The following is a 16,805-nucleotide window of genomic DNA, read 5'->3' on the forward strand; positions in this document are numbered from 1 at the left end:
ATCTTTAGAAAGTTTGATTCACTTTCGATTTTTCGTAGAATTTACTCTATTTCTATTTAAATCATATTATTCATATTCACAATTGGCAGCATCACTGCAATCACGATCACCAGCACAATACTTGCCATCAAGACCAGCATCAAAGGCTCAAGCAATGCCAGCAAAGTAGAAATCAGTGTGGTCACTTCCCGATCCTGCATGGTCGAGGCACGCTCTAACATTCGATCCAGCTCGCCCGATGCTTCGCCACTTTTGATCATTTGTACCATCATCGGTGGGAAATAACCACTACGTTCCAGTTGTGTCGCGAGGTTGCCCCCTTCGGTGACTCGCTCGGCGGCCAAATTGACCGAATCGCGGATGACCCAGTTATTACTCACCGCGGCGCCAATTTTAAGCGCATCCACCAAAGGCACGCCAGACTGGGTTAAAATGGATAAGGTGCTGGCAAAACGTGCTGCATTTATACCACGTGATAATTTACCCAATAATGGCAATTTGAGCGTTAAACGATCAAACGCATAATGCCCGGCGGATGTTCTTAAAAAACGAAGCAAAGTGATAAAACCCAGCACACTGGCTATCAGCAAAAACGGCCAAGCCACACGAATAAAATCACTGGCTTTCATCAGCACGACCGTAATCCAGGGCAATGCCTCCTTGCTCTGATCAAAAGTCTTGACGATGTCGGGCACCACATACGTCATCAGCCCCATCACAATGGCAAAGGACATCAGCATGAGAATAACCGGATAAATCATCGCACCCTGCACTTTCTTTTGCATGGCAAAGCGGTTCTCGGTGTAATCGGCCAGCTGATCCAGAATTAAATCGAGATGTCCCGAGCGTTCGCCCGCTGCAATGGTGGCAATATATAAATCTGGTAAGCGTCCGGCCTGCTGCAGGGCGTTCGCCAGTGAATGCCCCTCCATCACTTTGGAACGCACCGACATCAACAGGTTTTGCACATGGGCTTTTTCATTTTGCTTGCCTACCGCCCGCAGCGCTTCTTCTAAAGGAATTCCGGCTGCCACCAGAACTGAAAGCTGACGGGTAAACAGGGCCAGATCATAAGCCGTGATTTTTTTCTGAAACCAGCGTTTTGAGTTATGCTTATCTTTTTGCTCCACAGGATCAACCGTCACAGGAATAAGCGCTTTGTCTCTGAGCTGTTGACGGATTTGACGTGCTGAATCACCCTCTAACACGCCTTTTTGCTGCTTCCCTGAAGCATCAATGGCAGTAAATTGATATGCAGGCATTGTGATGCTCTAATTTTCTAAAATTTGCTTCAGCGCGGTTGCGTCTGACCACCAAAATCATTCATATTCTTATACATAAATGATTTGCTCACTCTAACATAACTCTATCCTTAGCACGACGAAATTTGATCAGGACCATTTGACCTTTATTTATGCCAAATACACCATCGACTCCAGCCGACATTTATCGCATTCGTGTTGCCGTACCCGTACATCTCTATGACTGTTTTGACTACACCTTAACGGCTGAACAATATCGGCAAGCTGAAGTTGGGGCACGTGTGGCCGTGTCGTTTGGACGGCAAAATCTGGTGGGCATTATTGTTGAAAAATTAACGGCCGATACCCCGATTGATCCGCGTTTTAAGCTCAAAGCCATCACTGAACTGCTGGATGACCAAGCGCTGTTGGATCAAAAAATTTTAAGCTTGCTCACCTGGTCCGCGCAATATTATCAATTTCCGGTTGGCGAAGTTTTTCAAAGCGCCCTGCCGACATTTTTACGTCAGGGCAAACCCTATAATTTATTGGCCCGCATGTGGAAAGTTCTAGATTTACATGCTGAAGACAAGCTGACACGCTCTGAAAAACAGCAACAAGCCTATAAAGTGCTGAAATTACATCCTCAAGGCACCACAGAAAATATTTTAAATTTAGCCGGAATTGAAACGGCGACACTCAAAGCGCTGGAAAAGAAGGCGGTTGTACAATGCATTCTGGAACATCAGGACTTTCGCCCTCAACCGGTCACACTGGCACAAATGCCCTTAACCGCCAATGAAGATCAGAAAAAAGCCATTCAACAGGTGTTGAAAGCCCAGAAAAAATATCAGGCCTTTTTACTGGATGGCTTGACCGGAAGCGGTAAAACCGAAGTGTATTTGCAAATCATGCAAGAGGTGCTGAAACAGGGCAAACAGGTCCTGGTTTTAGTGCCTGAAATTGGCCTGACCCCGCAGACCATCAGCCGGTTCCAGTCACGTTTTCATGGCAACATTGTACTGCTGCATTCAGGACTGAATGATTCCAAGCGCCTGCAAGCCTGGCAGGCTGCACAAACTGGCAAGGCTTCGATTATTTTAGGGACCCGTTCAGCCATTTATACGCCGCTGCCAAATCTGGGGCTGATCATTCTGGATGAAGAACACGACCTGTCGTTTAAGCAGCAGGAAGGCTTTCGTTACCATGCCCGTGATGTCGCGATGTACCGTGCCCATCTGGAAAACTGTCCGATTATTTTAGGCTCGGCGACACCGAGTATTGACAGCTATGCGCTGGTTGAAATGGGGAAAATGACCCGTTTAGAACTGAATCAGCGTGCCGGTGCGGCCGTCATGCCAAAGATTCATCTGATTGACCTGAAAATTGCGCAAAAACAGAATGGCATAAGCCAAAGCCTGATTGATGAAATTCAAAAACGTCTGGATAGAAAAGAACAGGTGCTGGTGTTTTTAAACCGTCGTGGTTATGCCCCGGTGCTGATTTGTGAAAGCTGTGCCTGGCAAGCCAAATGTCCGCATTGTGATGCCAACTTTACCGTGCATCGCCAGCCTTATCAGCATTTGCATTGTCATCACTGTGGCAGCATTCACCGTCTGCCCGAGCAATGTCCGCAGTGCAACCATAGTGAATTAAAGCCGATTGGTCTCGGTACCGCCCAAGTGGAAGAAAACCTGCAACAGCTGTTCCCCCATTTCGACGTGATTCGGGTCGACCGCGATTCTACCAGCCGGGTCGGCAGCTGGCAAAAAATTTATGACAAGATTCAAAAAAGTGAACCGGTTGTTCTGCTTGGGACGCAAATGCTGGCCAAAGGACATCATTTTCCCTATGTCACTTTAGTGGCCATTTTAGATATTGATTCCGGCCTGCTCAGTGTCGATTTCCGTGCCACCGAACGCACGGCACAGCTGATCGTACAGGTTGCAGGGCGTGCCGGACGCGGTGAACGCAAAGGTGAAGTCTATTTGCAAACCCTGAGACCGGATCACCCCCTATTAAATACCTTAATTGACAAGGATTACCGACATTTTGCCAGACAGACTTTAAAAGAACGTCAGGCTGCCTTATTGCCCCCTTTTCGTTATGCCGCTTTAATTCGCTGTGAATCGAAAAGTCAGGAACAGAACCAGGAATTTTTACAGCAGCATGCCCAGGCTTTAAGACAGGCTTCGGAAAACCTGATTGATGTCTGGGGGCCGATTCCTGCCCCGATGGAACGTAAGGCCGGACGTTATCAGGCACATATGGTGCTGTTGTCACAGGACCGGGCCCGATTACACTTTTATATCCGTGGCTGGTGGCAAAATATGTTGCATCAAAAGCCCTCAGCCATGAAACTTACCCTCGATATAGATCCTCAGGAATTAAGCTAAGTCAACGTTCATGCTTTGCTTAAATTTTTTGACATTAAAATAAAATCCAGGATGAACCGATGTCGCTACTGTTACAAATTACGATTTTTCTGGGTGCTTCGCTACTTTTAGTGCCGCTCGCCAAGCGTTTTGGCATTGCCACGGTACTCGGCTATTTGTTTACAGGCATTCTGCTCGGTCCCAGCGTATTCAATATTGCCAGTGATCCGGAAGCGATTCAGGAACTGGCCGAATTTGGCGTGATTTTGCTGATGTTCATTATTGGTCTGGAGCTGCGTCCACAACGGCTGTGGGAAATGCGCAAATCCATCTTCCTGATGGGCAGCCTGCAAGTCGGGATTACCGGGGTGATTCTGGCCATCCTGACTTTTTTTGTCTTAAACCAAAGCCTTTCTGCCAGCTTTGTCATTGGTATGGCGCTGGCACTGTCCTCCACAGCCTTTGTGTTACAGCTGCTTTCAGAAAAGCAGCAACTCAACACCACCTTCGGGCAACAATCTTTTTCAATTTTATTGTTCCAGGATATTGCGGCCATTCCGCTCTTGGCGATTATTCCCTTATTGGCGGGTACCGAATCGACCCATCATGGGGTGGCGTATTTTGCTGCAATTATTGCAACTTTTAGCGGCCTGTTCCTGTTTAGCCGCTACATGATGCGTCCTTTTTTCCGCTTTGTGGCCAAAAGTGGCGCACATGAACTGATTACCGCCGTCGGTTTATTTATTGTGCTGGGCGTGGTGGCATTGATGGATGTGCTCGGCATCAGCACGACCCTCGGCGCTTTCTTAACCGGGGTGTTGCTGGCCGACTCTGAATTCCGACATGAGCTTGAAGCCAGTATTGCACCGTTTAAAGGGCTGCTGCTGGGCTTATTCTTCATGACGGTGGGCATGACCACACAATTGTCACTGCTGGTGGATATGCCCTGGCTGATTATTGGCGGTGCACTCATTTTAATGCTGGTCAAAAGCGTGACCCTGACGACCATTGCCCGCTATCTAAACTATTCATGGCGCAACAGCTTGCTGCTTGCGACCTGTCTGGCTCAAGGCGGTGAATTTGCCTTTGTGGTGCTGAAAGTCGCAATGAGTGAAAAATTACTCACTCAAGCCATGCTTGAGCCGTTGACCTTGATTGTGACCCTTTCCATGGTACTCACCCCAATGTTGTACTGGATCATCAGCAGCTGGATTATTCCTTTAATAGATAAAGAAAAAGCCCCGGTCTATGATGAAATTCCAGACATCCACAACCCGATGATCATTGCCGGCTTTGGCCGTTTCGGACAGATCATTGCCCGTATTGCCCATTTACAGCACCAGTCTTTTACTGCCATTGACAGTAATCTGGAAAAAGTCGATTTCGTGCGCAACTATGGCGGCACGGTATACTATGGTGATGCCACACAACCCGATATTTTACGTTCCGCAGGCATTGAACACGCCAAAGTTTTTGTCCTGGCGATTGATGATATTGAAGACTCCATGAATGTGGCGCGCCATATTCGTTTAAACTATCCCAATCTGAAACTTTTGGTACGCGCCCGAGACCGCCATCATGTGCATTTACTGCGGGATTTGGGGGTCGAACAGATCTGGCGTGAAACCTATTTATCCTCGCTGGGCATGGCTTATCGCGCTTTACGTGAATTAGAGATCAGCGAAGAAGATGCGTATAAGAGTATTGAACTGTTCCGTGATTACGATGAGAAATTATTGCTTCAACAGCAACGGGTTTATACTGATGAACAGAAAATTTATGAAACCCATCGTAATGCACTGGCAGAACTGGAACATCTATTTGAAAGTGATGCGCAAATTCGTCAAGAACCCACTGGCGTCAATTTACAACGCGGTCTAGAACATCAGCGTATTGATGTCACAAGAGATGATAGTAACTAGCTTGTGTTTTACAATATAGACACCATTAACACGGGCTATTGGAGAAATTTATGTCTGAATTACGTCAACGCTTTTATATTGAAAATTGCCCGATTCGTGGTGAAGTCGTCCATCTGGAAAGCGTTTTGCAAACAATTCTCGCGCAGCGTGATTATCCGCAAGCCATTCAAATTCTTTTGGGGGAAATGCTCAGCGCTACCGCCTTGTTAGCGAGCACCCTGAAAATTAAAGGCCGGATCAGCCTGCAAATTCAGGCAGCGGGCACCTTCAAATGGGCAATGGCGGAATGTAATCATTTAGGCCAGTTACGCGCATCAGCCGATTATGAAGAAGATCCGCGTTTTTTTCAGGCGGAAAACAGCAGCACGGTGTTTAATGCCCTGGTCAATCCGGTACTGTTTATTAATATCGAGCCTGAATTTGGTGAACGCTATCAGGGTATTATTGCGCTTGAGCATGATACCTTGGCCGGCTGTTTAATGCAGTATTATGATTTATCAGCACAAATTCCAACAAAAATTGTGTTGGCGAGTACAACTGAACGCTCTGGCGGTCTGCTGATTCAACTCTTGCCACGCAATAGTGAAGAAGAGCAGCAACGTGTGGATGAAGACCTTTGGCCACGTCTCACCATGCTGACCGAAACCTTAAAAGCCGAAGAACTCACAGATCTTGAACCGACTGAAATTCTTTACCGTTTATATAATGAAGAAGATGTGCGTTTACCCGAAGCTGAACGATTAAGCTTTGGCTGTACCTGTTCTAAAGAACGCTGTGCCAATGCCCTGATTCAAATTGGTGTAGAGGCAGTGCGTGAAACTTTAGAGTTCCAGAATCCGATTACCATGGATTGCCAGTTCTGCAGCACTCGCTACACATTTACTGCCGAAGAAGCTTTTGGTTTATTTGGTAAACACCTCAGTTGATTTTATTCAAGTGAACAACATCAGGACAGCTATAATCGCTGTCCTTTTTTTATCTTCGCAAAAAATTAAAAATAAAATCCATTATTTTCTTATCCTTTTTTACCTCATTTTTTTACACTTGTATTTTAAATATTTTAGCGTAAAATTTCATTTCAAAATAAAGCAGAACAATCTCAAATAATGCTTTATTTTTAATGCATAAAAATAAATTAATAATTGGAAATATTGACCACATGAACACAAAAATAATGCTTAGTCTATTATTACTGCTGACCTGTCCTTTTATTCATGCAAAAGCCCTTGATTTAGTGGGTACATGGAAAGCGATTGATGATAAAACAGGATATGCCCGTGCTGACGTTCTGATCACCAAGAAAGAAAATGGAGGGTATCTGGGAACAATTATCCAGGTCCATGCCATTCCAAACCGTACCGCCATTGATCATTGTGAAAAATGCAAAGGTGCACTCAAAAATGCCCCTCTGATTGGCTTACCGATCTTGTCAGGATTTAGGCAAAATCCTAAAAAGACAGATGAATTTATTGATGGTCAGGTACTTGATCCCCTTTCAGGTCATGTCTATCAAGGTAAGGGACGTCTCAATACACGAGGCAATGTCCTGACCTTACGCGGCTTTATTGGAGCCAGTTTGCTCGGCCGGACCGTTTCCTGGATTAGAGTGGATTAACATGCTATTCATTCAGCACAAGTTTTTATCTCTGTCCTGTTAGAAACTTGTGCATCCTCCACATTTACAATCCCAAAATCCAGTGCAACATTCATCTCTATAGCCAATCCATAAATTATTCTTTTTTATTCACTTAGATATATCAAAAGATAAATTTCATGATTAAAACCCATAAAAGTAATAATTTTTTCTCATGAAAAGCCATATTCTGCATTCCGGTAAAATATTAATTGAATAAAATTTTAAATCTTTAATATCAAGTTCGGGTGTTTTTTAATCAAAAGGAAATTAAAAAATAAAACACACAACACTCCCCTTTATTTATGTGACTTATTTAGCAATTTAATCATTTGATTTTATAGATACTTATCGCTATAAATTAGGCGTTTTACTCTAAAAATATAAAACATTCATTTCAACAGGGGGAATTAGTGAAGAATTTATATAAAGGGATTTTGACCGGGGTAATTTTAGCTGCTGTTTCATCTTTCAGTTTTGCTGAAAATGATCCATTGGTGGGCAAATGGAAAACCATTGATGATCGTACTGGTTATTCACGTGCCGATGTAGAAATCAGTAAAAAACCGGATGGCACCTATGAAGGTATCATCGTCGAAACCCGGAATGTGCCGGGTACAGAAAAGATGGTCATCTGTACAAACTGTCCGGGCAACTTAAAAAATAAACCATTTATTGGCTTACCTTTTATTTGGGGATTTAAACAAAATCCAGATAATCCACGCGAATTTAATAATGGTCGCGTACTTGATCCGATTGGCGGCAAAGTTTACAAAGGCAAGGCTCGTTTAAGCAGCAATGGTAAGCGTTTAACCATTCGTGGTTTTGTCGGCGTTTCCGTCATTGGTCGTAGCGTGACCTGGATTAAACATTGATCTTATTCATAATTTTCGAAGGTCCCTATTGAGGGGCCTTTTTTGTCATGATTTGAAACAATAAGGTACAGATCTATACTGTTTCAAATTTATGAAAGGCATAATAATGATTAAAACATAATCAATTTTATCTTCTTATTTATGTCTAAAAGTCATTACGAAGTTCTTGGCATTAGTCGCAATGCCACACAGGATCAAATAAAGAAAGCTTACCGGAAACTGGCCCGAAAATACCATCCTGATGTTAGCAAAGAGAGTGATGCTGAAGAAAAGATGCAAAGCATTAATGTTGCCTATGACACCTTAAGCAACGAAGAAAAAAAAGCCGAATATGATTTTCAGCTGGATCATCCTGAAGCTTTTTATCAATCCGGGGCACAGACAGGAACCGGTGGTTTTGACAATACCCAGTTCTATCGGCAGGGCTTTAATCAGCAACATTCCGGTTTTAGTGGCTTTGAAGATCTGTTTGGACGTTTTGGTTCGGGTTTTGGTGGTAGTAACTATCAATACCAGAACCAGCAAAGACAGCAACAGCGCAGTTATCAAGGCGAAGATCAGCATGCCAGTATAGAAATTGATCCTGAAATTGCTTATCACGGTACAACCCAACGGATTACCTTGCAGATTCCCACTTTAAATGCCTATGGAGAACCTGAAGTTCAACGCAAGACCTTGCAGGTGAAAATCCCCAAAGGCATGAAAGAAGGTCAACACATTCGTCTGAATGGCCAAGGTCAGAGTGGCATTAATGGCGGCAAAAATGGGGATTTGTACATTGAAATTCACTATAAGGATACTGCTCAAATTCGAGTAGAAGGTGCCGATATTTATTACAGCGTGAATATTGCCCCCTGGGAAGCTGCACTGGGGCAAAGTATCGAAATCTCTACGCCCGAAGGTAAAAAAATTCAGGTAAATGTGCCTAAAAATGCCAAAACCGGTCAACAGTTAAGGCTTAAGGACCAAGGGATTCCTAGCAAAGTCCCCGGCCATCTCTACCTGGTTTTAAATATTGTGTATCCAGCTGCACAAACTGAACATGAACAGCAGGCTTATCAAGCTTTTTCCGAAGCTTTTGCAACATTTAAGCCGCGCAATGATTAAGGAGAACATCATGACGACTATTCATTATCGTGAAATTATATCTGATGAGTTTAATCCTGCAGATGTCATTGATGAACATTACAGTTTTGATTTAAAGCATTTTGCTGATGCGTGCGGGCAAAGTCCGGAATGGGTTTTACAACTCCTTGAATACGATATTCTGGACACGCGTCCAGAAGAAAGAATTCATCAATTTTTTGGTGATGATGTTTCGCGTGCACGTCGGGCCTACCGTTTGCAGCGCGACTTCGATGCCAGCTTTTCTGCGGTGGCAATGATGCTCGATTTGATTGATGAAGTGCAACAATTACGTAAACAGGTCAAGCACTTAAATGTAAAAGGCAATTAAGGCTACTTTGCTGTCTCCACCGTACCTTTTATAGATCAGGTATGTGGTGGTTATTTTATTCTGAAATTCAACGCTGGAGAATAATCTAGGCTTATGAAAACCAAAGAATGCAATAAGAAAGTGAAGAGAATGTTTCCTGAACATCAGGAATTGATCCATAAACTACGGCATGATGATCCTCATTTCGCAAAAATATTTGAGAGTCATCAGGAACTCGATAAGGAGATCGCCCAGCTGGAGCTTAATCCGGTGAATTTAATTAATGATGATATTGATTCATTAAAGCGCAAGAAACTTAAAATGAAAGATGAAATTTATAAAATTCTGTCCCAGAATGCTCAAGCAGGGTAATCTTGTCGCAAACAGCCAATGGCCAAGACCATTCTGGATTTAATTGAGCTGTACTGATGGCACAGCAAACACAGTAAGTCTGGATAAAAATATGATAAAAACTGACCTACTATTTAAACTTGGTCAGTTTTTCCACTTCTTTCATGGTTTCTTTGACCGATTGCTTAATCGGCTGATAGTTTAAAAACCAGAACAGGTTCACGTGTTGATCCTGATGCTGTTGGGCCAGTAAATCGATGACGCTCTTTTCCCCACGCCCCACCAGATGGCGACGATAAAAATAATAAACCAGCAGTAGTGTAGTAAGCAGCATCACAATCAGCATGCTCCAGAACCCGGTTGGAGATTTTAAGCCTGGAATAAACTCAAAATTCATTCCATACACCCCAGTCAATAAGGTTAAAGGGGCAAATATTGCGGTAATAATGGCCAGAATACGCATATTTTCGTTGGTCTGGTTGGCAATTGCAGAGAAATGCAAATCGATGGCTGCCTGAATGGAAGCACGCAGTCGAACTGTATGCTTTTGAATTCGTTCAACATGGCTAACTAAATCATTCATCCGCACCAGCATAATGTCTTGCCGTTCAGATTTTTTCTTGCCTTTTAAATGGGGGTAATTATCGACAATTTCATCGCGTAGCTCTTGTAAGGTATCAATCTGTTCTTCGCAGAGATTCTCCACTTGTTGAAAAGACATGCTTTCCTGTAATAACTGATCCCATTTGGTAAATCTGCGATGGCCCTGCAGTAATTCTTGCTGCCAAAACTCTACACGTCGGGTCAAAGGTACACGCAAATCTAAATAGCCATCTACAATGCTATTCAGTAAGCGTAAAGCCAAATCTAAAGGTGTAGTAGAAACTTTACGTGATTTGTTTTGCTCTTGCACAGAACGGGTAAAATTCATTTCTATCCGTGAGATATAATTCTCAACTGCCCTATTGCCTTGTTCACGTACCGTAATCAGCACCTGAGGCGTCATGATAAAACTCACCGGTGTGGTGGCTAGACCAAACATCTTTTCATGCTGTTCCAGCGCTTGTGCTCCGGTTTTTATATCGTCATCCGGAGTGATCAGTTTACGGAAAATCAGCAGGTCATAATCTTCCAGAGTATCGAAGCTGCAGGGATGCTCCAGATTTAAAATATCTTTCACATGAAATTCATTTAATATCAGCTGAGTATATTGATAGATTTCTTTTTGCCACTCATCCGCACGATTTACCACATCTTCCCGAGTGCAATCAATCCACAGGAAGACCGGTTCAGCAGTAGCATTTTGGTCTTTTTGTACAAAAATATGCTGTTCGGTGGGATGTTGGTAGAAATAATAAACCTGCATATCAACAATTCTCTAGGGTGCTTTCTTATTGTCTAATTGATGGAAATTTCACCAATTCAATCTGCCATAAAATTATCAGCGGTGCGAAAGTGTTAAGCAATAACATACAATTGAATTGGCATATTTGAAATCAAATTTTATGACTGCCCACAAAAAAGCCCTGAGCCAACCAAAGGAATTCCTTTGGCAAAGCTCAAGGCTTTTCATCGTTTTGATTCACATGAGCTTAGTCATGTGAAACTCAAACACTTATGCTTGTTCGATGTCTTTCATGGTCAGTTTGATACGACCACGGTTGTCGACATCAGCAACCTGAACCTTGATTTCCTGACCTTCAGACAATACGTCTGAAACATTGGCAATGCGTTCGTTCGAGATTTGAGAGATGTGAAGCAAACCGTCAGTACCTGGAAGGATGTTCACAAACGCACCGAATTCAACGATACGGATCACTTTACCGGTATAGATTGTACCTGGTTCGATTTCAGCAGTAAGCGCCTGGATTTTTGCAACCGCAGCCATCGCAGCAGCTTTAGTTTCACCAAATACGCGAACTGTACCGTTGTCTTCAATGTCGATTGCCGCTTTGGTTTCTTCAGTGATTTGACGAATCGTCGCGCCACCTTTACCAATCACGTCACGGATCTTGTCAGGGTTGATGCTGATCACCTGGAATGTAGGCGCGTGCATCGAAATTTCAGGACGGGCACGTGAAATCACCTGGTTCATCGCATTCAGGATATGCATACGACCTGCATATGCCTGGTTTAATGCAACTTCCATGATCTCTTCAGTGATACCTTCAATCTTGATATCCATTTGAAGTGCAGTAATACCGTTTGCAGAACCTGCAACTTTAAAGTCCATGTCGCCAAGGTGGTCTTCATCACCCAGGATGTCAGAAAGCACTGCGAAACGCTCGCCTTCTTTGACCAGACCCATTGCAATACCGGCAACTGGTGCTTTAAGTGGAACACCTGCATCCATCAGTGACAAAGAAGCGCCACATACAGAAGCCATTGAAGATGAACCGTTCGATTCCGTAATGTCAGATACAATACGGATCACGTACGGGAAGCGGTCAGCTGCAGGAAGAACTGCTTGAACACCACGACGCGCCAGACGACCGTGACCAATCTCACGACGTTTAGGACCAGATTCACGACCTGTTTCACCTACAGAGTATGCAGGGAAGTTGTAGTGCAACATGAAGTTGTCAGTTTTTGTACCTGCAAGAGTATCAACCATCAACGCATCACGTGTATTACCCAGAGTCGTTGTTACCAAGGCCTGAGTTTCACCACGTGTGAACAATGCAGAACCGTGTGCACGGTCTAGAACGCCAACCTGTACGTCAAGGGCACGAACGGTTTTGGTATCACGACCGTCAATACGTGGTTTACCTGACAAGATGTTGTCACGTACGGTACGGTATTTAAGATCTTCGAACAGTTCGTTCAAGTCATCTGCAATACCAGTTTCGTCATTTTCTGGCACGAACTGAGCAACTGCTTCAGCTTGAAGCGCATCCAATGCTGCATAACGGTCTTGTTTAATTGCAATTGTATACGCTTCAGAAATTTTTGCTTCGAACGCTTCTTTAAGTTTCGCGCGAAGGTCTTCGTTTTTAGTAGGAGCAGTCCAAGTCGATTCTGTTGCACCGGCAGCCGCAGCAAATTCTTTAATGGCTTGGATGGCAATTTGCATTTCGTCATGACCGAAAAGCACAGCGCCCAACATTTGGTCTTCAGAAAGTTCTTTCGCTTCAGATTCAACCATCAATACTGCAGATTCTGTACCCGCAACCACCAGGTCAAGGTCAGATTCTTTTAGCTGTTCATTGTTCGGGTTAAGAACGTATTCACCGTTGATTAAACCAACGCGCGCACCACCGATTGGACCACGGAAAGGCGTACCTGCAATGGCAAGCGCAGCAGAAGTACCAAGCATTGCAGCGATGTCAGCTTCCATTGTCTTGTCAGAAGATACAACAGTCGCAGTGACCTGGATTTCGTTGTAGTAACCTTCTGGGAACAATGGACGGATTGGACGGTCGATCAAGCGTGAAATTAAAGTTTCAGATTCAGACGCACGGCCTTCACGTTTACCGTAACCACCCGGAATACGACCAGCAGCATATTGTTTTTCTTGATAGTTAACAGTCAGTGGGAAAAAGTCCTGACCTGCTTTAGCAGTCGGTTGAGCAACCACGGCAACCAGTACGGTTACACCGCCCATAGTAATCAGAACGGTGTTGGCTTGACGCGCAACACGACCTGTTTCTAGTACAACTTGATGTTGACCAAATTGAAATTCTTTACGAACAATATTAAACATTGACATGTATTTTTCTTTCCTAGTTCTTTTGAACAGTTATTCTAGTGGAGACCCCTAAGGTTTGGCATTCACATCAACTGCATAAATGACAAAGCTTAGAAGCCGACCTCACTAGACTATAAAAATGTATGAATACACTATTTTTAAACACAAAGAAGGAGCGAAACAATCGCCCCTTCCCCATTACCTAACCAAAGCCAGGTATATTCTTAATTTTCAGTAATACGGCATTTAACATGCAATAGTCCGAAAAAATAAGTTTAATCGAATTAACGACGTAAACCTAAAGCAGCGATCAAAGCGCTGTAACGAGTAGCATCTTTACCTTTAAGGTAGTCAAGAAGCTTACGACGTTGGTTAACCATACGGATAAGACCGCGACGGCTATGGTGGTCGTGTTTGTGTTCTTTAAAGTGACCTTGCAAATCATTGATTTGGGCAGTTAAAAGAGCTACTTGAACTTCAGGTGAACCAGTGTCGTTTTCAGCGCGAGCAAATTTAGCAACGATCTCTGCGCGATCTGCGTTTGTTAAAGCCATTCGATTTCTCCGAGATGCTTAAAAATTACATTTGATAGAAATCAATTGATTTCTCAATTGACTGCCGTGCATCACTACAGCAAGTGCGTTATTTTAAGGGAAAATCCGGGGGATTGCAAAAAGAGAAACCGCTTTTCATCTTTTTATATCAATCGATTGAAAAAGCTTTATTTTTTTCCTTTCTTTGATTCTACTTTGAATTTATACCTAGCCTGTTAACGTTCATTCAAAAAACCGGGAAAACTGTGTTACAGATGAAAAACACCTATTTTGATTTTTTCTTATGGATGGATGATAGAAAAAAGCCCAAGCTGGGCTTGGGCTTTTTTTTGCGCTGTAGTTTCTTATGTTTTAATTATTATTCTTTTATTTATAGTCATAATTTACGCTTTTCGCGTTTATCGTTATAAACATTCCGTGTGTAAAGCTTTACTTCCTTATGTGGTAGATTCTGCCACAAAACATTGTGTAAAAAAGTCGACTTTCTCGTATCTACTTGTAAGTATTTTCGTACACTAATTATTATTTTTTATATTCCACACAACCCCAAAAACCTGCCTTATGCAATTAAATCAAACACTTAAAATAAAACAAAAATTTAACTTATACAAAAGCGCACCTGTCTGCCATATTTTATTTTGACTTATACCACAATCATTTAATAGTGTTCATTTCAGCCAATCATTTTTGTAATAAATCACCTAATTATGCATATAAAAAAGCCCTGTAGTCTCTCCCAAAACTACAAGGCTTAGCGGCTGTAAGTTTCCTCTTTATCCTTACTTCATTGTAAGTTCGCTGTCTTTCGACATTATTATTATATGATGGCGATTTTACTCAACTTTCCGTGTTGAGCTTTTTATGTGCAGCAATCATCTCAAAAACATTCCTAAAGCTCTATGCGCCAATTTCTCGAATCGTTGTAAGTAATTTCGTACAAAAAACCGGATTATTCATTTATGATTAACAATTTAGTGAATTGTTAATTTTATCTAACACACCACTTTTTCTTATGGTTTTAATGGTTAAGGCTTGTACAAAAGTCTCTTGATCAGCCAGCACACTCACCACTTTTTTGGCACGGGTAATTGCGGTATACAGCAATTCTTTACTGAGCAAATTTTTCGCAGCCTCATCCAACACCACTGCGGTATGAGTAAATTCCGAACCTTGTGATTTATGAATGGTCAGTACAAATGCCGTTTCAATACTTTTCGGTAAGCGGGTTGCAGGCACCCATTTTTCCAGACTCGGGAAATAAACCTCAAACTGTGACTGTCCATCTCGGCTACGCTTAAAACAGATCCCGATGTCTCCGTTCGACAAGCCCAGTTGATAATCGTTATAGGTCATCATGACCGGACGACCGACATACCAGTCGCCTTGCTTGCTCATCAGTAGCGATAAAGCCTCCAGTAAACGCTGTTCAATTTGCTGGTTCAATTGGCCTAAACCGAAGGCACCATGGCGAATAGCCGCCAAAATCCGGTAATCATCAAAGGTCTTGACCACCTGAGCGACCCAAAGCTCAGGTTCATCAGCGGTTAAATAGCTTTTCAGCACTTCAATATAAGGCTGGTAGCCCAACATCAGTTTGTCGTAATACGCTGTCCGGTCAAATTGCCTGGACAAATGAGCAGGAAGATATTCCAGCTGGATCTGATCGGCCATTTCAGCCTGCAAGGACACCGCCCGGATTTCACCCGGAGCAACCACTTGCTTGGCAAACTGCTCGAGTAATGCTGCAGCGTTTAGTCTGGATTCTTGCTCTTGAATAAATTTGGCCATTTGCCCAATCAATGCCCCCGCTTTAAAACGGCGACTGTTCACCAGATGAACACGATTTTCAGCCAGAACCGGGACATTTTGTAAGTCGGCCAACACGGCTCCCACGTCCACTGCGGCCAGCTGGTCAGCATCGCCCAGTAAAATCAGGCGAGCCTGATCCGGTAAGGCCGACAGCAACATATTGGCCAAACTCAAGTCCAGCATGGAGGCTTCATCCACCACAATCACGTCATAGGGCAAAGGCTGCTGGGCATGAAAACGTGGCTGATAACTGTTTCCCAACCCCAATAAACGGTGAATGGTAATGGGGTTCAGCTGCTTGAGCTCATCCGTCACCAGGTCTTGCAGTTTTTCATCATTGAGTGAGTTTTGCAGTGCTTCTTTCATGCGCTGTGCAGCCTTACCGGTCGGTGCTGCCATGGCAATGCGAATATTTGGCATGGCCTGATTCAGCACGGCAATAATTCGCGCCAGGGTATAGGTTTTTCCGGTTCCGGGTCCACCGGTAATGATATTCAGTGCCTGCTTCGCCACCATCTGCAAGGCCTGAACCTGATATTCATCCGTCAATAAATCTGGATAAGCGGCAAGATCAACAGCGGGAATAGTTTGCTGTTTGAGACGGAGCACTTGCTGAGCCAGGGACTGTTCCATCGCCCAGTAACGGTACAGATACAAATGCTGCTGATCGAACACAAAGGGGGCGATATTTTGCTCGACATTTTCAGCCAAAACCACTAAATCATGCAGTGTATCCGCCTGCTGCTGAGTTGCAGAAATACAACTGTCGCCTTGTTGAACTGCTTCCAGAACCTGTTGAATAATGTCGCTACTATTTTCGTCCTGTGGCGCATAACTAAACGGCTGCTGGCGAATAAACCGACTCCAAGTGCTGATCCATTCAGCGCTTTGATCATCTTTATATTGTTTATTTTCCACACAG

At 43.5% G+C, this 16,805-nt stretch carries 13 protein-coding genes; 8 read left to right on the forward strand and 5 right to left on the reverse strand.

Annotated elements, in window-relative coordinates; all coding sequences use genetic code 11:
- Positions 1-56: 56 nt before the first annotated feature.
- The gene (gene gspF, locus BLP85_RS05555) at positions 57-1,262 is read right to left on the reverse strand and encodes a type II secretion system inner membrane protein GspF (protein WP_092819138.1); all 1,206 of its coding nucleotides are present in this window, start codon (positions 1,260-1,262) and stop codon (positions 57-59) included.
- Between the two features lie 152 nt (positions 1,263-1,414).
- Between gspF and BLP85_RS05560 the strand changes: the two genes are divergently transcribed.
- The 8 genes from BLP85_RS05560 (at position 1,415) to BLP85_RS05595 (ending at position 9,853) form a co-directional block, all read left to right on the forward strand.
- A complete protein-coding gene (locus BLP85_RS05560) occupies positions 1,415-3,637 on the forward strand; it encodes a primosomal protein N' (RefSeq protein ID WP_092819139.1) in 2,223 nt (740 codons plus the stop codon).
- A 59-nt stretch (positions 3,638-3,696) separates the two neighbouring features.
- Positions 3,697-5,538: a monovalent cation:proton antiporter-2 (CPA2) family protein gene (locus tag BLP85_RS05565; protein WP_092819140.1), complete on the forward strand. Its 1,842-nt coding sequence runs from the start codon at positions 3,697-3,699 to the stop codon at positions 5,536-5,538.
- 50 nt (positions 5,539-5,588) lie between these two features.
- Positions 5,589-6,464, forward strand: coding sequence for an Hsp33 family molecular chaperone HslO (gene hslO, locus BLP85_RS05570; RefSeq protein ID WP_092819141.1), 876 nt, complete (start codon positions 5,589-5,591; stop codon positions 6,462-6,464).
- Between the two features lie 248 nt (positions 6,465-6,712).
- The gene (locus BLP85_RS05575; RefSeq protein WP_228143247.1) at positions 6,713-7,153 is read left to right on the forward strand and encodes a DUF2147 domain-containing protein; all 441 of its coding nucleotides are present in this window, start codon (positions 6,713-6,715) and stop codon (positions 7,151-7,153) included.
- 431 nt (positions 7,154-7,584) lie between these two features.
- Positions 7,585-8,046, forward strand: a complete 462-nt coding sequence (locus BLP85_RS05580; RefSeq protein WP_092819143.1) for a DUF2147 domain-containing protein — start codon at positions 7,585-7,587, stop codon at positions 8,044-8,046.
- Positions 8,047-8,187: 141 nt separating this feature from the next.
- Complete coding sequence (locus BLP85_RS05585; RefSeq protein WP_092819144.1) at positions 8,188-9,153, forward strand: DnaJ C-terminal domain-containing protein; 966 nt, start codon at positions 8,188-8,190, stop codon at positions 9,151-9,153.
- Positions 9,154-9,163: 10 nt separating this feature from the next.
- Positions 9,164-9,502: a chaperone modulator CbpM gene (locus BLP85_RS05590; RefSeq protein WP_092819145.1), complete on the forward strand. Its 339-nt coding sequence runs from the start codon at positions 9,164-9,166 to the stop codon at positions 9,500-9,502.
- Between the two features lie 93 nt (positions 9,503-9,595).
- Entirely contained in the window at positions 9,596-9,853 is a 258-nt protein-coding gene (locus BLP85_RS05595; RefSeq protein WP_092819146.1) for a YdcH family protein, read from the forward strand.
- A 109-nt stretch (positions 9,854-9,962) separates the two neighbouring features.
- On the opposite strand, the gene BLP85_RS05600 is transcribed toward BLP85_RS05595, so the two are convergent.
- From BLP85_RS05600 to recD, 4 genes are all read right to left on the reverse strand, one after another.
- Complete coding sequence (locus tag BLP85_RS05600) at positions 9,963-11,198, reverse strand: magnesium transporter CorA family protein (protein ID WP_092819147.1); 1,236 nt, start codon at positions 11,196-11,198, stop codon at positions 9,963-9,965.
- A 249-nt stretch (positions 11,199-11,447) separates the two neighbouring features.
- Positions 11,448-13,535, reverse strand: coding sequence for a polyribonucleotide nucleotidyltransferase (gene pnp, locus BLP85_RS05605; protein ID WP_171259666.1), 2,088 nt, complete (start codon positions 13,533-13,535; stop codon positions 11,448-11,450).
- 269 nt (positions 13,536-13,804) lie between these two features.
- Entirely contained in the window at positions 13,805-14,074 is a 270-nt protein-coding gene (gene rpsO, locus BLP85_RS05610) for a 30S ribosomal protein S15 (RefSeq protein WP_005007057.1), read from the reverse strand.
- A 963-nt stretch (positions 14,075-15,037) separates the two neighbouring features.
- Positions 15,038-16,801 (reverse strand): exodeoxyribonuclease V subunit alpha, encoded by a 1,764-nt coding sequence (gene recD / locus BLP85_RS05615; RefSeq protein ID WP_171259656.1) that lies wholly within the window; start codon positions 16,799-16,801, stop codon positions 15,038-15,040.
- Positions 16,802-16,805: the final 4 nt, after the last annotated feature.

The sequence above is a fragment of the Acinetobacter kookii genome (genome assembly GCF_900096895.1).
Lineage (GTDB): Bacteria > Pseudomonadota > Gammaproteobacteria > Pseudomonadales > Moraxellaceae > Acinetobacter > Acinetobacter kookii.

Coding starts and splice junctions, on each gene's coding strand:
- gspF (WP_092819138.1), bottom strand. CDS start 1,262: ATGCCTGCATATCAATTTACTGCCATTGATGCTTCAGGGAAGCAGCAA.
- BLP85_RS05560 (WP_092819139.1), top strand. CDS start 1,415: ATGCCAAATACACCATCGACTCCAGCCGACATTTATCGCATTCGTGTT.
- BLP85_RS05565 (WP_092819140.1), top strand. CDS start 3,697: ATGTCGCTACTGTTACAAATTACGATTTTTCTGGGTGCTTCGCTACTT.
- hslO (WP_092819141.1), top strand. CDS start 5,589: ATGTCTGAATTACGTCAACGCTTTTATATTGAAAATTGCCCGATTCGT.
- BLP85_RS05575 (WP_228143247.1), top strand. CDS start 6,713: ATGCTTAGTCTATTATTACTGCTGACCTGTCCTTTTATTCATGCAAAA.
- BLP85_RS05585 (WP_092819144.1), top strand. CDS start 8,188: ATGTCTAAAAGTCATTACGAAGTTCTTGGCATTAGTCGCAATGCCACA.
- BLP85_RS05590 (WP_092819145.1), top strand. CDS start 9,164: ATGACGACTATTCATTATCGTGAAATTATATCTGATGAGTTTAATCCT.
- BLP85_RS05595 (WP_092819146.1), top strand. CDS start 9,596: ATGAAAACCAAAGAATGCAATAAGAAAGTGAAGAGAATGTTTCCTGAA.
- BLP85_RS05600 (WP_092819147.1), bottom strand. CDS start 11,198: ATGCAGGTTTATTATTTCTACCAACATCCCACCGAACAGCATATTTTT.
- pnp (WP_171259666.1), bottom strand. CDS start 13,535: ATGTTTAATATTGTTCGTAAAGAATTTCAATTTGGTCAACATCAAGTT.
- rpsO (WP_005007057.1), bottom strand. CDS start 14,074: ATGGCTTTAACAAACGCAGATCGCGCAGAGATCGTTGCTAAATTTGCT.